This window comes from Kineosporia corallincola (genome assembly GCF_018499875.1).
GTDB lineage: Bacteria > Actinomycetota > Actinomycetes > Actinomycetales > Kineosporiaceae > Kineosporia > Kineosporia corallincola.
On record NZ_JAHBAY010000009.1, the window covers coordinates 154,805 to 173,777 of the forward strand.

At 72.2% G+C, this 18,973-nt stretch carries 19 protein-coding genes; 9 read left to right on the forward strand and 10 right to left on the reverse strand.

The features are described 5' to 3' along the window. The first annotated feature begins 17 nt into the window (after positions 1-17). On the forward strand, positions 18-1,466 hold the full coding sequence (locus KIH74_RS21650) for a M1 family metallopeptidase (protein WP_214157926.1): 1,449 nt from the start codon (positions 18-20) through the stop codon (positions 1,464-1,466). A gap of 7 nt (positions 1,467-1,473) precedes the next feature. On the opposite strand, the gene KIH74_RS21655 is transcribed toward KIH74_RS21650, so the two are convergent. Then, positions 1,474-2,958 carry a hypothetical protein gene (locus KIH74_RS21655; protein ID WP_214157927.1) on the reverse strand — a complete coding sequence of 495 codons (1,485 nt, stop codon included), beginning with the start codon at positions 2,956-2,958 and terminating at the stop codon, positions 1,474-1,476. Between the two features lie 64 nt (positions 2,959-3,022). Between KIH74_RS21655 and KIH74_RS21660 the strand changes: the two genes are divergently transcribed. Beyond that, the gene (locus KIH74_RS21660; protein WP_214157928.1) at positions 3,023-3,160 is read left to right on the forward strand and encodes a hypothetical protein; all 138 of its coding nucleotides are present in this window, start codon (positions 3,023-3,025) and stop codon (positions 3,158-3,160) included. Between the two features lie 39 nt (positions 3,161-3,199). Here the strand turns inward: KIH74_RS21660 and KIH74_RS21665 are convergent, their stop codons facing one another. Together KIH74_RS21665 and KIH74_RS21670 are read right to left on the reverse strand one after the other, a co-directional pair. Next, a complete protein-coding gene (locus KIH74_RS21665; RefSeq protein WP_214157929.1) occupies positions 3,200-3,664 on the reverse strand; it encodes a hypothetical protein in 465 nt (154 codons plus the stop codon). Between the two features lie 25 nt (positions 3,665-3,689). Further along, on the reverse strand, positions 3,690-4,814 hold the full coding sequence (locus tag KIH74_RS21670) for a CaiB/BaiF CoA transferase family protein (protein WP_214157930.1): 1,125 nt from the start codon (positions 4,812-4,814) through the stop codon (positions 3,690-3,692). Between the two features lie 124 nt (positions 4,815-4,938). Between KIH74_RS21670 and KIH74_RS21675 the strand changes: the two genes are divergently transcribed. Beyond that, positions 4,939-6,090: a thiolase family protein gene (locus KIH74_RS21675; RefSeq protein ID WP_214157931.1), complete on the forward strand. Its 1,152-nt coding sequence runs from the start codon at positions 4,939-4,941 to the stop codon at positions 6,088-6,090. Positions 6,091-6,112: 22 nt separating this feature from the next. Here the strand turns inward: KIH74_RS21675 and KIH74_RS21680 are convergent, their stop codons facing one another. The 3 genes from KIH74_RS21680 to KIH74_RS21690 all read right to left on the reverse strand — a co-directional run bounded on the left by KIH74_RS21680 (position 6,113) and on the right by KIH74_RS21690 (position 8,352). Continuing rightward, positions 6,113-6,607: a universal stress protein gene (locus KIH74_RS21680; RefSeq protein ID WP_214157932.1), complete on the reverse strand. Its 495-nt coding sequence runs from the start codon at positions 6,605-6,607 to the stop codon at positions 6,113-6,115. Next, entirely contained in the window at positions 6,607-7,104 is a 498-nt protein-coding gene (locus KIH74_RS21685) for a MarR family winged helix-turn-helix transcriptional regulator (RefSeq protein ID WP_214157933.1), read from the reverse strand. The genes KIH74_RS21680 and KIH74_RS21685 overlap by 1 nt, the downstream gene beginning before the upstream one ends. A gap of 66 nt (positions 7,105-7,170) precedes the next feature. Beyond that, positions 7,171-8,352 carry an acyl-CoA dehydrogenase family protein gene (locus KIH74_RS21690; protein WP_214157934.1) on the reverse strand — a complete coding sequence of 394 codons (1,182 nt, stop codon included), beginning with the start codon at positions 8,350-8,352 and terminating at the stop codon, positions 7,171-7,173. 92 nt (positions 8,353-8,444) lie between these two features. Here KIH74_RS21690 and KIH74_RS21695 point away from each other — a divergent pair, with 92 nt between their 5' ends. Further along, positions 8,445-9,470, forward strand: coding sequence for a phosphotransferase family protein (locus KIH74_RS21695; protein WP_214157935.1), 1,026 nt, complete (start codon positions 8,445-8,447; stop codon positions 9,468-9,470). 78 nt (positions 9,471-9,548) lie between these two features. Here the strand turns inward: KIH74_RS21695 and KIH74_RS21700 are convergent, their stop codons facing one another. The 3 genes from KIH74_RS21700 to KIH74_RS21710 form a co-directional block, all read right to left on the reverse strand. Further along, entirely contained in the window at positions 9,549-10,805 is a 1,257-nt protein-coding gene (locus KIH74_RS21700; protein WP_214157936.1) for a serine hydrolase domain-containing protein, read from the reverse strand. A gap of 143 nt (positions 10,806-10,948) precedes the next feature. After that, a complete protein-coding gene (locus KIH74_RS21705; protein ID WP_214157937.1) occupies positions 10,949-12,160 on the reverse strand; it encodes a serine hydrolase domain-containing protein in 1,212 nt (403 codons plus the stop codon). A gap of 185 nt (positions 12,161-12,345) precedes the next feature. Continuing rightward, positions 12,346-12,792, reverse strand: a complete 447-nt coding sequence (locus tag KIH74_RS21710) for a universal stress protein (RefSeq protein WP_214157938.1) — start codon at positions 12,790-12,792, stop codon at positions 12,346-12,348. 174 nt (positions 12,793-12,966) lie between these two features. Between KIH74_RS21710 and KIH74_RS37890 the strand changes: the two genes are divergently transcribed. Continuing rightward, positions 12,967-13,587, forward strand: a complete 621-nt coding sequence (locus KIH74_RS37890) for a GNAT family N-acetyltransferase (protein WP_214157939.1) — start codon at positions 12,967-12,969, stop codon at positions 13,585-13,587. Positions 13,588-13,607: 20 nt separating this feature from the next. On the opposite strand, the gene KIH74_RS21720 is transcribed toward KIH74_RS37890, so the two are convergent. Further along, on the reverse strand, positions 13,608-14,204 hold the full coding sequence (locus KIH74_RS21720; protein WP_214157940.1) for a GNAT family N-acetyltransferase: 597 nt from the start codon (positions 14,202-14,204) through the stop codon (positions 13,608-13,610). 423 nt (positions 14,205-14,627) lie between these two features. Between KIH74_RS21720 and KIH74_RS21725 the strand changes: the two genes are divergently transcribed. The 4 genes from KIH74_RS21725 to KIH74_RS21740 all read left to right on the forward strand — a co-directional run bounded on the left by KIH74_RS21725 (position 14,628) and on the right by KIH74_RS21740 (position 18,971). After that, positions 14,628-15,458: a universal stress protein gene (locus KIH74_RS21725; RefSeq protein ID WP_214157941.1), complete on the forward strand. Its 831-nt coding sequence runs from the start codon at positions 14,628-14,630 to the stop codon at positions 15,456-15,458. Positions 15,459-15,866: 408 nt separating this feature from the next. Then, a complete protein-coding gene (locus tag KIH74_RS21730) occupies positions 15,867-17,075 on the forward strand; it encodes a quaternary amine ABC transporter ATP-binding protein (RefSeq protein WP_308113950.1) in 1,209 nt (402 codons plus the stop codon). Next, a complete protein-coding gene (locus tag KIH74_RS21735) occupies positions 17,068-17,994 on the forward strand; it encodes an ABC transporter permease (protein ID WP_214157943.1) in 927 nt (308 codons plus the stop codon). The genes KIH74_RS21730 and KIH74_RS21735 overlap by 8 nt, the downstream gene beginning before the upstream one ends. A gap of 17 nt (positions 17,995-18,011) precedes the next feature. Further along, positions 18,012-18,971 carry a glycine betaine ABC transporter substrate-binding protein gene (locus tag KIH74_RS21740; protein ID WP_214157944.1) on the forward strand — a complete coding sequence of 320 codons (960 nt, stop codon included), beginning with the start codon at positions 18,012-18,014 and terminating at the stop codon, positions 18,969-18,971. Positions 18,972-18,973 lie beyond the last annotated feature (2 nt).

Consider the following 18,973-nt stretch of genomic DNA (forward strand, 5'->3'; position numbering starts at 1 on the left):
GCCTACCTGGAGTTCCCGTGTTCCGTTCTGCCCGTTCCTGTTTCACCACCCGCGCGGTCGCCGTCGGTGCCGCCGTGACCCTGCTGGCCGGCTGTGCCCCGGGCCACCGGGATCGTCCGGACCACCCGGACCACCCGGACCACCCGGCCCACCCGGACCGCCCGGCCGCCGCCGGGAAGCCGGGGGCCACCGCGACGGCCGACGCCCTCGACGTCCAGCACTACGGCCTCGATCTGGACTACGCCGTGACCACCCGGCGGCTCACCGGCACCGCGACGATCGACCTGGTCGCCCGCCGGGACCTGTCGCGGGTGGTGCTGAACCTGCGCGGGCCGCAGACGTTGTCGGTGCGCGTCGACGGGCACGAGGCCGGATTCCGGCAGGGCGGCGGCAAACTCGTGATCACCCCCGCCGTCCCCCTGACCGCGGGGGTGAGCGCGGTGGCCGAGATCCGTTACCGGGGAACGATGGGCACACCGAAAGACGCCAACGGCACCCCCTACGGCTGGATCGCCACCCCCGACGGCGCGCAGGTGCTGTCCGAGCCGGACGGCGCGCCGACCTGGTTCCCCGCCCACGACGTGCTCACCGACAAGGCCACCTACGACTTCCGGGTGACCGTGCCGCGGGGCCGGACCGCGGTCGCCAACGGCGTTCCCGCCGGGCACCACGACCACGGCGGCCGCACCACCTGGACCTGGCGCGCCCGCGACCCGATGCTCAGCTACCTGGCCACGGTCGGCATCGGCGACTACGACCTGACCAGATCAACCGGCCCGCAGGGGATCCCGATCATCGACGCGGTGGACCGGCACCTCACCGCGACCGCCGCCGAGGACACCCGGGCGGCGCTGGCCGAGCAGCAGGCGGTGCTGAGATTCCTGATCGGCCGGTGGGGGCCCTACCCGTTCTCGGCGGCCGGGGCGATCGTGGACGACGACCGGCTCGGCTACGCCCTGGAGACCCAGACCCGACCGGTGTACGCCACCGATGTCGACGACACCACCATCGTCCACGAACTGGCCCACCAGTGGTTCGGCGACTCGGTGAACATCGGCTCCTGGCGGGACATCTGGCTGAACGAGGGGTTTGCCGTGTATTCCGAGTGGCTGTGGGAGGACCAGGCCTACGGCGAGAAGTACGGTGCCACCCTGGACGCGTCAGCCGCCGACGTGCTCGCGCTCCCGGCCGGCGACCCGATCTGGAAGGTCACCCTCGCCGACCCGACCCGCGCGCAGCTGTTCGACCGGGCCGTCTACGACCGGGGCGCCCTGGTCCTGTACGAGCTCCGGAAAACGATCGGCGACCAGGACTTCTGGCGTCTGGCCCGCACCTGGGCAGGGCAGCGCACACAGACCGGAGTGAGCACCGCCGACTTCGAGGAGCTCGCCGGGCGGATCTCCGGTCAGGACCTGACCGGCTTCTTCCGCACCTGGCTGCACTCGGCCGGAAAGCCGTCTATCTAAACGGGTCTCACGGCCGGGCGAGCAGTGCCGGCAGCCGGCGCAGTCCCCAGCGGGCCAGCCGCACCCCGCCCTGCGCGGCCAGGGTGCCCGCCCCGCCGGCCACCACCCCGGACACGAACGTGGTCATCGCCACCCGCTCGAAGGTGAAACCCGGCACGGCGTCGGGCCAGGAGACGACGGTGACGTTCGTGATCGAGGCCCGCGGCGGGCCGTCGCCCTCACCCCGCGGCCAGGCGGCCTGACGGTCGGTCACCAGCCGCGCCGTGAGCAGGTGCTGCCCGGCGCTGCCGTCGGCCAGCACCACGTAGCGACCCGAGCGCGGCACCGGGTGCCGGGCCTGGGCCACGAAAACCGGTACGGCGTCGAGGTCCAGGTGGATCTGCTCGGTGCCGTCGCCGCCGCTGACCTCGATGTCGAACTCGATCAGGCCGTCACCGGGCACCAGGTGCAGCACCCGGGCCGCCGCCGGGGAACGCTCGCTCAGGTGCATCTCCGACTCGGTGATCCGGCTGCGCCGGTTGGCCCGCGCGGCCATCCACTGCGGTTTCGCGGGCAGCAGGAAGGTGGGGCGCCGGTTCAGTGAGAGCGGGCGCTTGGGGCGGCGCGAGTGGTACGACGCGGCCAGCCCCTCGGTCTGCGCCTGGTACAGCGGCGACCAGCCGTAGCCCACACCGCGTTCCGGCTCGCGCACCGACAGCGTGTACCAGTCCACCGCGTACTGGTGCGCGCCGGACACGGTCTCCAGCAGCGTGGTGCGGAAATGCATGCCGGCGTAGAGGGACACGTCGACCACGTCGGACAGGCCGGGCTTGCGGTGGTAGGGGCGGCCGAAGTACGAGGCGTAGGAGTCCACGAACGGGCGCTCGGCGGTGCGGCCGGGCCGGATCCGGGGCAGCACCACGTCCATCAGGTTGGCGGCGCCGCTGAGCCGGCTGAGCATGCTCTCCGGCGCGTCGAGAAGGGTGATCTGGCGCGGGGGTTCGTCCAGGGCGGTGGCCGCGTGGGCGGCCACCGCGCTGCCGTGGCTGTGCCCGATCAGGTGCAGGTGCGCCTCCCGCCCGCGGATCGCCTGCTGGAGGGCCATGGCCAGGCGGCGGCCGTTGACCTGGGTGGCCCGCCGGGACCGGTAGGCGAGCATCACGTCGAGGTCGGTGGCCGACTCGTCCACCCAGGAGTAGTGCAGCACGCAGTGGTCGTCGCCGAGGTCGGTGAGCGCCTTCAGCAGGTGCACGTGGTAGGAGCTGAGGGTGCGGCCGAACGGGTCGATCAGCCGCGGGTCCCAGGCCGGCAGCGCCGCCACCAGGTCGGCGGTGGCGAGCATGCGCTGCTGGATCTCGATGCCGGGCTGCCAGCCGTGGATGAACACGTGCACGTAGGGCTCGGTGATGCTGCCCTCGTCGACGGGCCGGAAGGTGCTGCCGTCGAACCGGCTCAGCCGTCGCAGGGGGACGTCCCAGCGCGATTTCGGCCCGAAGGAGTAGCCCATCACCATCCCGCCAGTCTTCCAGAGGGCCCGGCCCGGCCGGATCAGGGCCCGCGGTCGCCGGCTGCGGCGGTTGTCCAGGGGATACGGTCCGAAAAAGGCCTACGAGCTGGGTCTGGTGAATCGGGTGGTGGCGGCGGGCACCGTGTTCGGCAGTCGCGACGCGGTGGAGGGGCCGCGGGCGTTCGCGCAGAAGCGGGAGCCGCGCTGATCGCGTCGATCGGTTGGTTCACGGACGACGCGAGACCGGCTACCGGCCGGCCCGTTCCTGGCCCGGCAGCGGGTGCTGCCGCAGAAAGGCCGCTCCCAACCGGGCATTGCGCTCGATCCGCACCGCGGTGGACAGGTAGAAGACGGCCAGGAACAGGCTGAACGCTCTCATCCACCAGTGGTCGGCGAGGAACAGCCAGCTCAGCTGGGTCAGCGGGAATCCCGCGTAGACCATGACCAGGGGCCGCCGGGAGAGCAGGGTGCGGGCCAGCAGCTGGAGCGAGAGCAGCTCCCGCGGGCGCAGCCCCTCGGTGTCGCGGATGCGCAGCAGCCGGACCGTGCCGCGCCCGCCGGTGGGCGGCTGGTCGTTCATCCCGGCGTCGCGCCGGAACTCGGCGTCCCGGATCGAGTTGCGGTACATCAGGATTCCGGTCGGGACGAGGAGCAGGAGCCCGATGATCTGGAGGCCGATCAGGAAGGCCGGAAGAATGTCGGATCTGTCCATGTGGTGTACTCCAGCGTGCGCGGTGTCACCCCGCAACCGCGGGCCCGGCCCAGTCCGCCGTCACGTCCGCGATCGGTGCCTCCCGGGCCGCGGCCGGCGCGGTGCGGGCCGAGCGGGAGAAGCGCGGCGCCGGGCCGGGTTGCGGCACGCCGTCCACCTCGACGAACGTGGCCCGCTCCCGCAGATGCGGATCGGCCAGGGCCTCGGTCATCGTGAGCACCGGTGTCACGCAGGCTGAGGTGCCGTCGAAAACCCTGGTCCAGTGCGCCAGGTCGTGCCCGACGAAGGCGGCGGTGAACCGGGCCCGCAGCGCCGGCCAGCCGGTGCGGTCGTACTGGCCGGGCAGGTCCGCCGGGTCCAGGCCCAGACCGTGCAGCAGCTCGGCGTAGAACCGCGGTTCGAGCGCGCCCACGGCCACGTGCCGGCCGTCGGCGCAGACGTAGGTGTCGTAGAACGGGGCCCCGCCGTCGAGCAGGTTGGAGCCCGGCGCGTCCAGCCAGTCGCCGGTGGCCCGCCAGGCCCACATCATCTGCATGAGCAGGGCCGAGCCGTCGACCATCGCGGCGTCGACCACCTGCCCGCGGCCTGCCTTCTCCCGTTCCAGCAGCGCCGCCAGCACGCCGGTGACCAGCAGCATCGAGCCGCCGCCGAAGTCGCCGACCAGGTTGAGCGGTGGCACGGGACGCTCCCCGGCGCGCCCGATCGCGTGCAGCACCCCGGTCAGCGCGAGGTAGTTGATGTCGTGCCCCACCTGCCCGGCCCGGGGACCGTTCCGGCCCCAGCCGGTCATCCGGCCGTAGACCAGGTGCGGCGCGACGGCGTGGCAGTCGTCCGGCCCGAGCCCGAGCCGTTCGGTCACCCCCGGCCGAAACCCCTCCAGCAGCACGTCGCAGTGCGGCAGCAGGCCGAGCACGCTGTGCCGTCCGGCGCCGGAGCGCAGGTCGAGCCGGACGATGCGGCGCCCTCGCAGCAGGTGCCCGGCCGGCGGCCCGGCCTGTTCTCCCGCCTGTTGACTCGAGGCCGGCCGCGCCACCCGCACCACGTCGGCGCCCAGGTCGGCCAGCACCATCGCGGCGTGCGGGACCGGCCCGATCCCGCCCAGCTCCAGCACCCGCACGCCCGACAGCGGGCCCCCGGTCGACGGATCCATCGGCGTTCCCCTCCGCTGCGGACAGCCCGAGCCTAACCGGCGCCCGGGCCTCGTCGGCGAAAAGAGCTAGCCTGGGACCCGGGCCGTCACGACGCCGCGCGGCCTCAGGTGATCGGAGGGCGCAATGACGCGAGACGCCGTGATCGTCGAGGCCGTACGCACGCCGGTGGGCCGGCGGGGCGGAGGGCTGGCCGGGGTGCATCCGGCCGACCTGTCCGCCCATGTGCTCACCAGTCTGGCCGAGCGCTCGGGCGTCGACCCGGCCCTGGTCGACGACGTGATCTGGGGGTGCGTGTCCCAGGTCGGCGAGCAGACCCTCGACATCGCCCGCACCGCCGTCCTGGCCGCCGGCTGGCCGCAGACCGTGCCCGGGGTGACCGTCGACCGGCAGTGCGGATCGTCGCAGCAGTCCGTGCATTTCGCCGCGGCCGGGCTGATCGCCGGGCAGTACGACGTGGTCGTGGCCGGGGGCGTCGAATCGATGAGCCGGGTGCCGATGGGCTCGTCCGCGGCCGGGCACGACCCGCTCGGCCCGCGGTTCGCCGCCCGCTACGGCGACGTGGCCCCGAACCAGGGCGTCGGCGCGGAGATGATCGCCGAACGGTGGGGCCTGAGCCGCACCCAGCTCGACGAGTTCGCCCTGTCGTCCCACGAGAAGGCCGCCGCCGCCCAGGATTCGGGCCGGTTCGACGCCCAGCTGACACCGGTGCCGGTGCCCGGCGGCACGACGGTGACCCGCGACGAGGGTGTCCGCCGCGGCGGCACCCTGGAGGCGCTGGCCGGGCTGAAGACCGTGTTCCGCCCGCGGAACGGCGTGATCACCGCGGGCAACGCCTCGCAGATCTCCGACGGCGGTGCCGCCCTGCTGATGACCACCTCCGCCCGGGCCGCCGAACTGGGACTCACCCCGATCGCCCGGGTGCACACGGCGGTGCTGGCCGGCGACGACCCGGTCACCATGCTCACCGCCCCGATCCCGGCCACCCGCAAGGCGCTGGCCCGCTCCGGGCTGCGGCTCGACGAGATCGGCGCGTTCGAGGTCAACGAGGCGTTCGCCCCGGTGCCCCTGGCCTGGCTGGCCGAGATCGGCGCCGACCCCAAGGCCCTGAACCCGAACGGCGGAGCGATCGCGCTCGGCCATCCGCTCGGCGGCTCCGGCGCCCGGCTGATGACCACCCTGCTGCACCATCTGCGCGACCACGGCATCCGCTACGGCCTCCAGACCATGTGCGAGGGCGGTGGCCAGGCCAACGCGACAGTGCTGGAACTGCTCTGAACAGTATGACTCAGAGCATGACTCAGGGCACCACGGTGACCGGCCACCCGCACCGGTCCATCAGCCGGGCACCGAACGATCCGCCCAGCCGGCCCCGGATCCGGGTGCCCGGCGCACCCACGATGATCGCGTCGGCGTGCGCCAGCTCCGCGGTGCGGGCGATCTCGCGCAGCGGGTCACCGGTGCGCACGCAGAACTGGATGGGCACGCCCCAGGTCACGGACAGCTGCCGGATCTCCTCGCGGATCTCCGCCTCCAGCCCCTGCTGGCACTCGGCCAGCGCCCCGGCCGCCAGGGCGTAGGCGTCGGCCCCGGCGCTCGCGGTCCACGAGGCCCCGGCACCCATCGGCCGGCGCACGTGCACGGCCAGCAGCCGGCTGTTCTGCCGCCGGGCCACCCCGGCGGCGTAGGCCAGCACCCGGCCCGAGGTCTGCGAGCAGCCGACCGCCACGACGATGCTGCTCGGCCCGTCGCAGCCCAGCTCGAACGCCGCCGGGTCGGTCAGCCAGGAATTCATCACCGTTCCCCACCACGACTTTTCGGGGCCGGCAGGAAGGTCGGGGTGAGGTCCATCGGCGGCAGGTCGGGCGCCGAGGCCAGGTGGGCCAGCGCCGGCAGGGCCTCGCCCAGGGTGTCCCGGTCGTGCGCGCTCAGCTGCCCGAGCCGTAGGCCCAGCGCCCGCGCGTAGTGATTCTCGGTGCGCCGCAGCAGATCCCGGCCCGTCCCGGTGATCTGGGCCCGCACCGACCGGCGGTCGTGCTGGTCGTGCACCCGTACCACCAGGCCGGCGCGCTCCATCCGGCCGAGCAACTGGGTCATGGCGGGCTGCGAGGCGCGCTCGGCGCGGGCCAGGTCGGTGATGCGGGCCGTGCCCTCATCGCGCAGCCGCCGCAGCACCGCCAGGGTGACCGGGCTCGGCTCACCGGGCAGCTCGATCTGCCGCAGCAGCCGCGCCAGCCGGCCGAGCACGGGGACCAGGTGTTCCCCGAGCTCGTTCTCGGGAGCCGTACGCATAACAGCATTATTCAACGGCCCGCGGTGGATCACAGTGCCGTTCGGCCCAAGGCCGGGCGAACAAGGTCAGTGCGCCGCGCGCCGGGCCGCCCGCCGCGCGATCGACATCCGGTGCGTCTCGGAGGAACCGTCGTAGATGCGGAACGAGCGGATGTCCGCGTAGATGCGGCCCAGCACCAGCTCTTCCGACGTGCCCATCCCGCCGGCCAGCTGCACCGACCGGTCGACCACCCGGGCCGTGGCCTCGCTGATGAAAACCTTGGCACGCGAGGACTCCTCGGTGCCCCGCGCTCCGGTGGCCAGCTGCCAGGCGGTCTGCCACAGCAGCGCCCGGCCGGCGGCCAGGTCGATCTCGTTGTCGGCGATCAGCTGCTGTGCCATGCCCAGCCCGGCCAGCGGCGAGCCGAACAGCTGCCGGCCCACGGCCCGTTCCAGCGCGATGCCGTGGGCCCGCCGGGCCGCGCCCAGCCAGCGCATGCAGTGCGTGAGCCGGGCCGGGGCCAGCCGCGCCTGCGCGTGACGGAACCCCTCGCCGGGCTCGCCGAGCACGGCGTCGTCGCCCACCTCGACGTCGTCCAGCACGATCCGGCAGTGCCCGCCCACGGTGGTGCGGTCGATGGTGCGCGCGTGGCCGTCCAGCCTCCAGCCCGGCGCGGTGGTGTCGACCAGGAACAGGGTGGCGCCCTGATCCAGGTCGGCGCCGCCCCCGCCGCGGGCCATCACGATCGCGAACGCCGCCCCGTCGGCCCCCGTGATCAGGTGTTTGACCCCGCTGATCAGCCACCGGTGGTCGCGCCGCCGGGCCGTGGTGGCCAGCGCCGCCGGATCCGAGCCCGCTCCCGGCGGCGGCTCGGTCATCGCGAAACACGAACGCACGTCGCCGTTCACGAGCGGCACCAGGTAGCGTGCGCGCTGCGCGGGCGTGGCGAACAGGTGCAGCAGGTGGATGTTGCCCTCGTCCGGCGCCGAGCAGTTCAGCGCCAGCGGCCCGAGCAGGCTGGTGCCGGCCTCTTCCAGCAGCACCGCGGCCTCGTCCAGGCGGAAGCCGCCACCGCCGAGCTCGCGCGGCACCTGCGGCGCCCACACGCCGGCCGCCCGGGCGGCGGCCTGGAGTTCGCGGCGTTCGCCGTCCGTCAGCCCTTGCTCGAAAACCCGCTGCTCACGGGGAATCACCACGTCGGCGACGAACGTGGCGATGCGCTCGCGCCACTGCACGACCCGCGGATCCAGAGTGAGGTCGAACGCCATCACCGCTCCGTCCACATCGACGCCGGTTGACCCCGGTTGTCAGGGCTCCTACGGTAACTGATGGTCGCGTCAGCCAGGAGGGGCAGCCAATCATGGACGACGAGAGCACCCTTGCCCGGCCGGATCTGGTCGGTCCCCTGCTCGTCCGCGTCACCGGTGACGAGCGCTGGCGCCACCCCCGCGCCGAGATGGTCGTCGGCGGCCGGTCCAACCTGACCTACCTGCTCACCGGCCCGGCGGGCGAACTGGTGCTGCGCCGCCCGCCCAGCGGCGGGGTGCTGGCCACGGCGCACGACATGGCCCGCGAGACACGCGTACAGCGTGCGCTGGCCGGGTCCGTCGTGCCGGTGCCGCGCATCGTGCTGCACGACGAGGGTGACCTGATCGGCGTCCCGTTCTACGTGATGACGAAGCTGCCCGGGCTGGTCGTCCGGGACACCCTGCCACCCGGCTTCACCCCGCGGCGCTGCCGTGAGCTCGGCGAGGCGCTCACCGACACCCTGGCCGACCTGCACGGTGTCGACCCGGCCGCGGTGGGGCTGGAGAACTTCGGCCGGGCCGAGGGTTTCGCCGAACGCCAGGTGCGGCGCTGGAGCCGGCAGATCGCCGCCACCCCGGCGAAACCCGTTCCGGGGCTGGACGTCCTGGCCGACCGGCTGCTCGCCCGGCTGCCCGCTCCACAGCCGGGAACGATCGTGCACGGCGACTACCGGCTCGACAACTGCCTGGTGCACGACGCCGACGGACCCGGAACGGTACGGCTGAGCGGGGTTCTCGACTGGGAGATGTCCACGCTCGGCGACCCGCTCACCGACCTGGGCATGCTGCTGTTCTACTGGGAGGCCCTGGCCCGGCTGGGCTCCCCGCTGGCCCGCACCGTCACCACCTCGCCCGGTTTCCCCGGTGCGGAGGAGGTGGCCCGACGATGGTCGGCGCGCACCGGTATCGGCATCGGCGACCTCGAATGGTACCTGGCCTTCGCGCATTTCAAGTTCGCGGCCATCGCCCTCGGCGTGCAGGCGCGCGTGGAGGCCGGTGCGATGGGCGGGCAGACCGTGGACGATCTGGGAGACCTGGTCGCCGGGCTCGCCGGGGCCGGCCTCACGATCGTTCGCTAGCCCTTTCCCGCGGAGGGCTTCCGGCCGTTTCCCGGCGGTTCCGGGAGACGGCCGGGCGTCGTCCTCAGGTGTGGGGGTTCATCCGGCGGCCGGGGCGAGCTGACGGCTGAGCCGCTGCGCGCCCTCACGCACGGCGGCGCCGGACGGCACCTCCTGGCCGGTCATCGCGCACAGGGCGGCGAACTCGGCCTCGGTGACGGCCCTCACGAAAGTCTCCAGCTCGGCGTCGTTCTCGTCCGCCTCACCGGGCTCGCTGCTGGTGTCGGTGGCCACGCTGCGCGAGCCGTCGGCGGTGACCAGTGTGGTGGTGTGGTGCCCGACGGTGTCGCCGCCGTGGCCCCAGACCGTTCCGCACGCCGTGGTCACCTTGATCAGGCCCAGGCCGTAACCGCCGAAACCATCGGGAACGTCCACGGTGCGCCGCATCTCGGCGAGCTGGGCGGCGGGCAGCAGGTCGCCCCCGAGCAGGGCGGTGTAGAAGTCGGACAGGTCACGGGCGGTGGAGACCAGGGCCCCGGCGCTGCCGGCCCAGCTCAGCGTCCAGTCCGCGACGTCGACCCGGCTGGGCGGGTCGGCGGTGAAGTCGATGAGGTGACCGTGGGCGAACCCCGGGCCGATGTCGGTGACGAACGGGTCGGCCAGGTAGGTGTCGCCCAGCCGCAGGGGTTTGGCGATGCGCTGATCGATCAGCGCGCCCACGCTCTCGCCGGTGACCTTCTTCAGCAGCTCGCCGAGCACGATGTACCCGGTGTTGGAGTACGCCCAGCTGGTGCCGGGCTCGAAGACGGCGTCGTGCTGGAACGCCGCCCGCAGAATCTGCTGCGGCGAGAGCACCCGGTGCGGGTCGGCCAGCGCCGCCGCCACCAGCTGGGAGTCGTCGGTGTAGTTGAACAGGCCGCTGGTGTGTTGCAGAAGCATGCGCACGGTGATGTTCTGCCCGTTCGGCACGACGCCGGGCAGATAGGTCTCGACCGGGCTGTCGAGCTGCACCGTGCCCTCGGCCACGAGTTGCAGCACGAGCACGGACACGAAGGTCTTGGTCTGGCTGCCGGCCTCGTACTGGTCCTTGTTCTTCATCCGGCGCCCGGTCGCCGGGTCGGCGAGACCGGCTGTGGCGGTGAGAATGTCGGTGCCGTCGTCGGCCCGGGCCAGGTAGCCGGCGCCACCCGCGGCGACCACGGCCCGGGCCGTGCGCTGGAGTTCGGCGGTGAACGGGTGGGTCGCTGCGCGCCCGGCCTGCCGGGTGGCCGCTGTCGCGGTGCCGGTGCCGAGCACCAGCGCGGTGCCGATCCCGGCCACGGCAGCGCGCAGGAGAATGGGGTGAGAGTGCCTCATGGTGTGAATGTCCTTTCCGGGCAGGGGTCTTCGACGGGTCCATGCCACCTGATCATCGGCCCCGCACCGGTTTCCCACGCCGAGGGCCGGTTCTGGCCGCCCCAAGGTGCCGATCGCCCGGCTACAACTCGGCTACTGCCCGGCTACTGCCGCATCGACAGCGGTAGTTCCTTGCCCTGCATCTGGCAGTAGGTGGTGGCCAGGGCCGCGCCCGAGGCCCGGTCGAAAGCCCGCTCGGGCCGACTGGTGCCGTCACCCTCGCCGCGCGCGGTGTTGATGTCGGCGGAGGCGGAGCGCCGTCCGTCCTCGGTGACCACGGTGAGGGACGCGTGGCCGAGGTTGTAACCGCTCTCACCCCAGACCTGGCCGCAGGGGGTGACGAACCGGGACAGTCCCAGGCCGTACCCGCCGCCCTCCACGGTTCTCGTGGTCATCATCTGCTTCAGCTGCGCCCTGGGCAGCACCCTGCCGGAGAGCAGCGCCCGGAAGAAGGTGCCCAGGTCGTCCGAGGTCGAGACGATCGCCCCGGCGCCGCCGCTCCAGGTGGACGCCCAGCCGGTGGTGTCGGTCCAGGTGGCCGGGGTGGTGGTGAGGTTCACCGTGTAGCCGTGGGCGGATCCGGCGTCGGCGCCGCCGCTGCCGGGGCGGGTGACGTGGGTGTCGTGCAGCTGGAGGGGCTCGGTGATGCGCTCCCGCACCAGGTCTTCCAGCGGCCGGCCGGTGACCTTCTCGAGCATCTGGCCGATGACCACGTAATTGGTGCCGGAGTAGGACCAGTCGCTGCCCGGTGCGAAGCCGGGTTCCTGGGCGAAGGCCGCTGCGAGCAGCCGCCCGGTGGTCATCGGGGTGCCCGGCCGGGCGACGACGTCCTGCCGGAGCGTGGTGTCGGCGGCGTAGTCGGCCAGGCCGCTGGTGTGCTGCAACAGCATGCGCACGGTGATGTCCCGGCCGCCCGGCACGACGCCCGGCAGGTAGTTCTCGATCGGCTTGTCCAGCAGCACCTTTCGCTGCGCCACGAGTTGCAGCGTGAGCACGGCGGCGAAGGTCGAGGTCTGGGCGTCGGCCTCGAACCGGTCGGTGTCCCGGAGCGGGCGGCGGGTGCCGCGGTCGGCGAGCCCGACGGCGACGGTCGAGACCCGCCGTCCGTCGTGGATGCGGGCCTGGAAACCGACGGCGCCCGTGTCGATCAGGGCCTGGCCGCGGCGGCGGAGCTCGTCCTGCGCGGTGAGACGGGCCGTCACCACCGGGGTTCGGTGGGTGGGCGCGGGAGGCGGGTCGGGCTGGGTCAGGGCGTCGGCGACCAGGCCCGCCGCGACCAGCGCGAGGGCGATGCCGATGACGGCCGGGCGGCGCACGGGTTCACCGCGCCGGACGGCCGGGGGACCACGGGGAGCGGGACTGCTTCATCGCCGGTCATTCCCTTCACAGCGGGGAGTCGCTGTGACCATCGTCGTCCCGGGCGCCCGGCGGGTGAACCCCGGCCGCGGCTTATCGGTGCTTTCGCCGCCCGAAGGTGCCGAGTTGGCTGATCAGCGGCTGGTCAGCGGCTGACGGCCAGCATCGGCATCGGGTCGGACCGCACCACCAGCGTGGGGGAGCAGCCGCGGTGGGCCACCTCGGCCGCCACGATGCCGCACCGGTCCTCGCCGACCACGACCAGGGTGGCGGTGAGTGACTCGGCGATCAGGACGTCGTCGGCGCGCCCGGGGATCACCCGGGTACTGATGGACAGCTGGCCGGGTTCGGCCCGTAACGGTTCGGCGATGGACTCCAGCCACTGCGCGTGGCTGATCAGGACCTCGGGTGACGGTGACGCGGGCCGGCTGGCCCCCTGGAGACGCGCCGGTACCCACAGTGCGTGCACGAGTACCAGCGGAACCTGGTGCAGTCTGGCTTCCTGCGCCGCGCGGCGGGCGATCTCCGTGTTGGACGGTGCGAGGTCGATCCCCGCGACCACCCGGAACCGGCGGCCGATATCGGCTGACATTCATTCCCTCCAATGAATGGCTTGCGACCTGGACGCTACTCGGTCTACCCGATCGTAGGGGAGTCTTCCTTGAAGGTCACAGAAAAGCGGCGGCCAATTGCGGGGCGTGGATCACATGATGAGGGAAAATACCCAGGCGATAACCCACTTCGGGTCGTTGGGAGGCAATCGGTCATGATCGTTCCGATGGTGCGGCGGCACGCCGGGCAGGTGCTCGCGATCTATCAGGCGGGCATCGACGAGGGCAACGCGACGTTCGAGACGGCGGCTCCGGACTGGGCCGGTTTCGACGCCGGCAAGCTGCCCGGGCACCGGTTCGTCGCGCTCGGGTCCGTGGGCGACGGCATGGGTGACACAAGCACGGACACAAGCACGGACGCGGTCCCGGGTACGGACGTGCCTGCGGAGATGGCTGCGGAGACGGCTGCGGACGTGGCGGGGGAAGCCGGAGCCGCGCGGGACGGCGGCCGGGAGCGGGTGCTCGGCTGGGTGGCGGCGAGTGCGGTCTCCGGCCGGGCGGCGTACCGGGGCGTGGTGGAGCACTCGGTGTACGTGGCGCCGCACGCCCGGGGGCGGGGAGTGGCGAAAAGCCTGTTGCGGGAACTGATCTCCTCGACCGAGCAGGCCGGGATCTGGACCGTTCAGTCGGGGGTCTTCCCGGAGAACACCGCCAGCCTGGCCCTGCACGAGCAGCTCGGGTTCCGGAGAGTCGGTGTGCGCGAGCGGATCGGCCGGCTGCACGGGGTGTGGCGCGACGTGGTGCTGCTCGAGCGGCGTAGCCCGGCGGTCGACTGACCGGCTGTACCGCCGGTCGCTCAGGGCGCGGTGGGGCGCCCCAGGTAGACCACCGAGGGTTCGTCGATCGGCAGGGGCCGGAAGCCGAGGCGGTGGTAGAAGGCGATCGCACCGGTGTTCGCGGCGGCGGCCCCCAGGTGGACGGCGGGGGCCCCGGCCTCGTGCACCGCCGCCAGGAACCGGCTGATCAGCTGCCGCCCGAACCCCTGCCCCTGCACCTGGGGGAGCAGGTCGATGTGCAGGTGGGCGGGATGGTCCTCGAGGCCGGGCCGGATCATCCGTTCCGGGTGCAGGCCCGCCCGGACCACGTCCTGGTCGCGGGCTTCGTGCGGCCCGGGATGACGCTGCCGGAACCGGGGGAGCCAGGTCTGCGTCCAGGCGCCGACGAACGCCGTGGTGTCGGGCGTGCCGAGCACGTAGCCGACCGGCCTCTCGTCGTCCTCCAGCACGAAGGTGAAACGCGGCTCGAGGACGGCGTAGGGAGCGGCGTACACGTCGCCCAGCAGGTCGTCGCTGCTGAAGAGACCGCGGGCGTCCTGGCCCGCGTCGCCGGTGCGGACGCAGATGTCGTAGAGGGCGGGCAGATCCGCCGGGCGATAGGCGCGAACGGTGGGCACGAAAAGCACCATAAGGGACGACGCGGGCCGGGGTGCCACTCATCGCCGGACGCGACGCGCGCCGCCTCATGACGAGTACCCGTTCCCGTCCCGAAGGAGAGCGTTCGGGACGTCGGCGCCCTGGTTCCGGTCTGACCGGGGAGGACGGGGTGCCTCACTTTCTTTTTCACACCGGCCTGGCCCCGTTGGTGGTGTCAAAACGCTCCGGTGGCACCCGCTCCGGTGGCACCCGCTCCGGCGGGGCGCCACCAGGTCGCTCCGGCTCGTCGTGTGGTGCCCGGGTTGACCCGCGCCGGAAGGCCTTTCGGGATGACGGCGGCGCGGGCGAACCGCACGGCGACCGGCCCCGGCGGAGAGGACCTTCGGCTGTGGCGGCCCTGCCGGGGGGCCCGCAGACTGGAGGTAGCGGGGAAGGAGCTGATCATGACGTTCAAGGAACGCAAGACGGTCGTCGGCTACGACGGATCTCGGTCCGCGCAGGCCGCCCTGGACTGGGCGGCCACGGACGCCCGCCGCCGGGGTTCGGAGGTGCTGATCCTGCATGTCGCCGAGTGGGGTCTCACGGAACGGCCCGAGGGCGGCGGCCTGCCCCGGCTCGGCCCGCTGGAGAAGGCGTCGCGGGCCGTGCTGCACGACGGGCTGGCCCGGGTGCGGCGCCTGGCCCCGGAGATGCCGGTGACGCTGGAGAGCAGCCTGTCGGGCATCAGCCGCTCGCTGGTCGAGGCCTCGTGCAGCGCGGAGATGGTGGTGCTCGGGGTGCCGGAGTCACGCACCGTCGAGGGCAGGGTGCTGGGCAACACCACGGCCACCGTGGTCGCCCGGGCGCACTGCCCGGTCGTGGTGGTCAGCCCCGGTGCCCAGCCCGAGCCGGTTCCCGGCCTGCCGATCACCGTCGGGTACGACGGATCGCCCGGTGCCGAGCGCGCCCTGTCGTTCGCGGCGGAGCGCGCCGCGCAGGAGGGCGTGCCGGTGGTCGTGGTGGTGGCCTTCTCCCCGTCGGCCGGCGCCGGGCACGACGCCCAGGCTCTCGGCGAGCTGGCGGTCGCCCGGGTGCGCCGCTGCTTCCCCGGTGTCGAGGTGAGTCACGAGCTCACCGAGGGCACGGCCGTGCCGGTGCTGGCCGATGCCTCCCGGGGGTGCGGCCTGATCGTCGTCGGTAACCGCGGCCGGGGCCTGATGGCGGGTCTGCTCGCCGGGTCGGTAGGTAACGGCCTGATCACGCGCTCGCACAGCCCTCTGGCCGTCGTGCACTGAAAATCCTTCCTTTTCGCATCGTGGGGCGCCAGGTCGATTGACATGGCGCCCCACGCACGTTATTTGGAGCCGGGATTCAGGTGATCCCGCCGCTGCTCTGAGTGACTGAGACCAGGGTCACGTAACGCGAACGCGTTTGGCGCCGATGTTCTCGAAATGCCTTGCGGTCCCGCGTTTAGCCGCTTCTCACGGCGTGCTCAGGTGGTTCGCACGCGGGCATGGTAGGTGGGGCAAGGCAATTCGGCTCGCTTGACACTCTGTCAAGAGCTGCGTGAGGGTGAACCGGAAATTTTTGAATACGGCCCTCGCGGCGAAGCGAGCGAAAAGGAGCGGCGATTGACTTCAAGTACGAGGAGCCCGCAGCCAGCACAGCCGGAAGAGGCGCCCGGTGCTGTCCCTGCCATCGAAGTGTCCGGGTTGACGAAGGTCTACGGCGCCCCGAGCAGTTCCCGGTCGTGGAAGCGCTGGTTCGGCGCTGAACGACCCACCCAGGAAACCGGTCTGAAGGCTGCGGCCCGGGACGTCAGCTTCTCCGTCGAGCAGGGCGAGTTCTTCGTCATCATGGGCCTGTCCGGCTCCGGGAAGTCGACCGTGCTGCGCATGCTGAACCGGCTGGTGGATCCCACCTCGGGCGGCCTGACCATCGAGGGCCGCGACGTCGCCGCGATGAACGCCGACGAGCTGCGCGATCTGCGAAACCGCAAAATCAACATGGTTTTCCAGCACTTCGCGCTCTTCCCGCACCGCACCGTGCGGGAGAACGCCGCCTATGCGCTTCACGTGCGCCGGGTTTCCGCCGCGGAGCGTGCCGAGCGCGCCGACTGGGCGCTGAGGACGGTCGGTCTCGGCGACTGGGGCGATGCCCTGCCGGGTGAGCTCTCCGGCGGTATGCGCCAGCGGGTCGGCCTGGCCCGCGCGCTCGCCTCGGACGCCGACATCCTGCTGATGGACGAGCCTTTCAGCGCACTCGACCCGCTGATCCGCCGCGACATGCAAGACCTGCTGATGACGTTGCAGCGAGACCTCAAGCGCACGGTCGTTTTCGTCACGCACGACCTCAACGAGGCGATGCGGATGGGCGACCGGATCATGATCATGCGCGACGGCCGGGTGGTGCAGCTGGGCACGGCTCAGGAGATCCTGAACACCCCTGCCGACAGCTATGTCTCGGAGTTCATCGCCGACGTCGACCGGACCCGCGTGCTCACCGCCGGCGACGTGATGCGCGAGCCGCTGTTCACCGTCACCGAGGACGACGAGCCCGAGGAGGTGCTGCGCCGGATCAGCAACGTCGAGGGTGTCGGCGCCTACGTGGTCGAGCCGGGAACCCGGCGGATCCGGGGCGTGGCCCGCGCCGACCGGGTGGCGGCCGCGGTGAAGGCCAAGAAGCCCACCATCGCCGGTGCGGTGAGCGACGACTACCAGCGCGCCGCCGACGACATGCCGCTGGGTGACCTGTTCAGCCTGGTCGGCCGCAACAGCGTCCCGCTGGCCGTCACGGACACCGAGAGCCAGCTGCTGGGCGTCATCCCGCAGGCCACCCTGCTGGCCGCGCTGGCCACGCCGTCCGCCGGCGGGGCCGCGGGGAACGAGAGCCGGGAGGAGACCCATGCCTGAGATCCCGATCATCGATCTGGGTTCACCGGTCAGCGACGCCGTCGACTGGCTCACCGAGAACCTCGGGACGGCCTTCGACGCCGTCACCGATGTCATGCTGTTCCTGCTGAACGCGGTGCTCTACGTGCTCACCGCGCCGCACGCCTACGTCGTCACCCTGGTGTTCGTCGCCCTGGCCTGCCTGGTGCGCCGGTGGGGCCTGGCCGTGTTCGCGCTGTTCGCGTTCGTGCTGATCCAGGCGATGGACCTGTGGATCGAGGCGATGCAGACCCTGGCGGTCGTGGTCGTCGCCGCGGTCATCGCCGTGATCATCGGTGTGCCGCTGGGGATCTGGGCCTCGGGCCGGCGCCAGGTCAGTGGTGTGGTGCGCCCGCTGCTCGACCTGATGCAGACCCTGCCGGTGTTCGTCTACCTGATCCCGGCGGTGTTCTTCTTCGGCGTCGGCGTGGTGCCCGGGGTGGTCGCCACCACGGTGTTCGCCATCCCGCCCGCGGTCCGGCTGACCGAGCTGGGCATCCGCAGCGTCGACGCCGAGGTGGTCGAGGCCGCCCACGCGTTCGGGGCGAGGCCGCGCCAGATCCTGCGCGAGGTGCAGATGCCGCTGGCGATGCCGTCGATCATGGCCGGCATCAACCAGACCATCATGCTGGCCCTGTCGATGGTGGTCATCGCCGGCATGGTCGGCGCGGACGGCCTGGGCTCCGTGGTCGTGCGGGGCATCAGCACCCTCGACGTCGGCGCCGGTTTCGAGGGCGGCCTGGGCGTGGTGCTGCTGGCCATCTACCTGGACCGGCTGAGCAACGCCCTGGGCGCCCCGCGCCGCCGCCGCACGCGGCGTCCCACCGCCGCCGCCCCGGCCGCCGCGGAACCCGCCGTCGAGAGCAAGCCGGCCGGCGAGGCCGCGCTGGCTGCTTCCTGAACCGGGAGAACCCGAACGTGACAAGCACTTTCAGCAGGCGTGCCCTGCTCGGCGGCCTGCTGGCCGCCACCACCGCCGGAGTGGCCGCGTGCAGCGGTGAGACCGCCCAGTTCAGTGGCGGTTCCGGCTCCGGATCGAAGTCCGGCGGTGACGACGGCGACAACAAGACGGTCAGCATGGCCATCGTGGCCGGCTGGGACGAGTGCGTCGCCTCCAGCAACCTCTGGAAGGTGTTGCTGGAGCAGCGCGGTTACACCGTGAACCTCCAGGAGCTCGACATCGCCAGCACCTTCACCGGTGTCGCCAACGGCCAGATCGACCTCTACCTGGACGCCTGGCTGCCGGCCACCCACGAGGACTACTGGAACCGGTACGAGGACGACCTGGAGAAGCTCGGCACCTGGACCGACGGCACCCTGGTGCTGTCGGTGCCGGAGTACGTCGACCTCAGCTCGATCGCCGAGCTCAAGGACCACAAGGACGACTTCGGCGGCCGCATCGTCGGGATCGAGGCCGGGGCGGGCGAGATGAAGGTGGCCCGCGAGAGCATCATGCCGAACTACGGTCTCGACGACTGGACCCTGGTCGAGGGCAGCACCTCGGCGATGCTCGCGGAGCTCCAGAAGTCGATCACCCGCAAGGAGAACGTGGCGGTGACGCTCTGGACGCCGCACTGGGCGTTCGGCAAGTACCCGATCAAGAACCTGGACGACCCGGACGGGGCGTGGGGCGAGGCGGACCAGCTCACCACGGTCGCCACCAAGGGCTTCAGCGAGGCCAACCCGGAGGTCGCGGGCTGGCTGAAGAACTACTCGATCGAGGACGACGTGCTGGCCACCCTGATGTCGCAGATCCAGGCGGCCGGCAGCGGCAGCGAGGCCGACGTCGCGCAGCAGTGGGCACAGGACAACGCGGACGTCACCGACGCGTGGTTCGGCGAGAGCACGAGCAGCAGCCCGAGCCCCTCGGCGAGCTGACC

What these genes read in the sequence shown, in the direction of transcription:
- KIH74_RS21700 (WP_214157936.1), bottom strand. Translation starts at nt 10,805, where the DNA reads ATGAGGCACTCTCACCCCATTCTCCTGCGCGCTGCCGTGGCCGGGATC.
- KIH74_RS21735 (WP_214157943.1), top strand. Translation starts at nt 17,068, where the DNA reads ATGCCTGAGATCCCGATCATCGATCTGGGTTCACCGGTCAGCGACGCC.
- KIH74_RS21685 (WP_214157933.1), bottom strand. Translation starts at nt 7,104, where the DNA reads ATGCGTACGGCTCCCGAGAACGAGCTCGGGGAACACCTGGTCCCCGTG.
- KIH74_RS21665 (WP_214157929.1), bottom strand. Translation starts at nt 3,664, where the DNA reads ATGGACAGATCCGACATTCTTCCGGCCTTCCTGATCGGCCTCCAGATC.
- KIH74_RS21670 (WP_214157930.1), bottom strand. Translation starts at nt 4,814, where the DNA reads ATGGATCCGTCGACCGGGGGCCCGCTGTCGGGCGTGCGGGTGCTGGAG.
- KIH74_RS21710 (WP_214157938.1), bottom strand. Translation starts at nt 12,792, where the DNA reads ATGTCAGCCGATATCGGCCGCCGGTTCCGGGTGGTCGCGGGGATCGAC.
- KIH74_RS21690 (WP_214157934.1), bottom strand. Translation starts at nt 8,352, where the DNA reads ATGGCGTTCGACCTCACTCTGGATCCGCGGGTCGTGCAGTGGCGCGAG.
- KIH74_RS21655 (WP_214157927.1), bottom strand. Translation starts at nt 2,958, where the DNA reads ATGGTGATGGGCTACTCCTTCGGGCCGAAATCGCGCTGGGACGTCCCC.
- KIH74_RS21695 (WP_214157935.1), top strand. Translation starts at nt 8,445, where the DNA reads ATGGACGACGAGAGCACCCTTGCCCGGCCGGATCTGGTCGGTCCCCTG.
- KIH74_RS21680 (WP_214157932.1), bottom strand. Translation starts at nt 6,607, where the DNA reads ATGAATTCCTGGCTGACCGACCCGGCGGCGTTCGAGCTGGGCTGCGAC.
- KIH74_RS21675 (WP_214157931.1), top strand. Translation starts at nt 4,939, where the DNA reads ATGACGCGAGACGCCGTGATCGTCGAGGCCGTACGCACGCCGGTGGGC.
- KIH74_RS21725 (WP_214157941.1), top strand. Translation starts at nt 14,628, where the DNA reads ATGACGTTCAAGGAACGCAAGACGGTCGTCGGCTACGACGGATCTCGG.
- KIH74_RS37890 (WP_214157939.1), top strand. Translation starts at nt 12,967, where the DNA reads ATGATCGTTCCGATGGTGCGGCGGCACGCCGGGCAGGTGCTCGCGATC.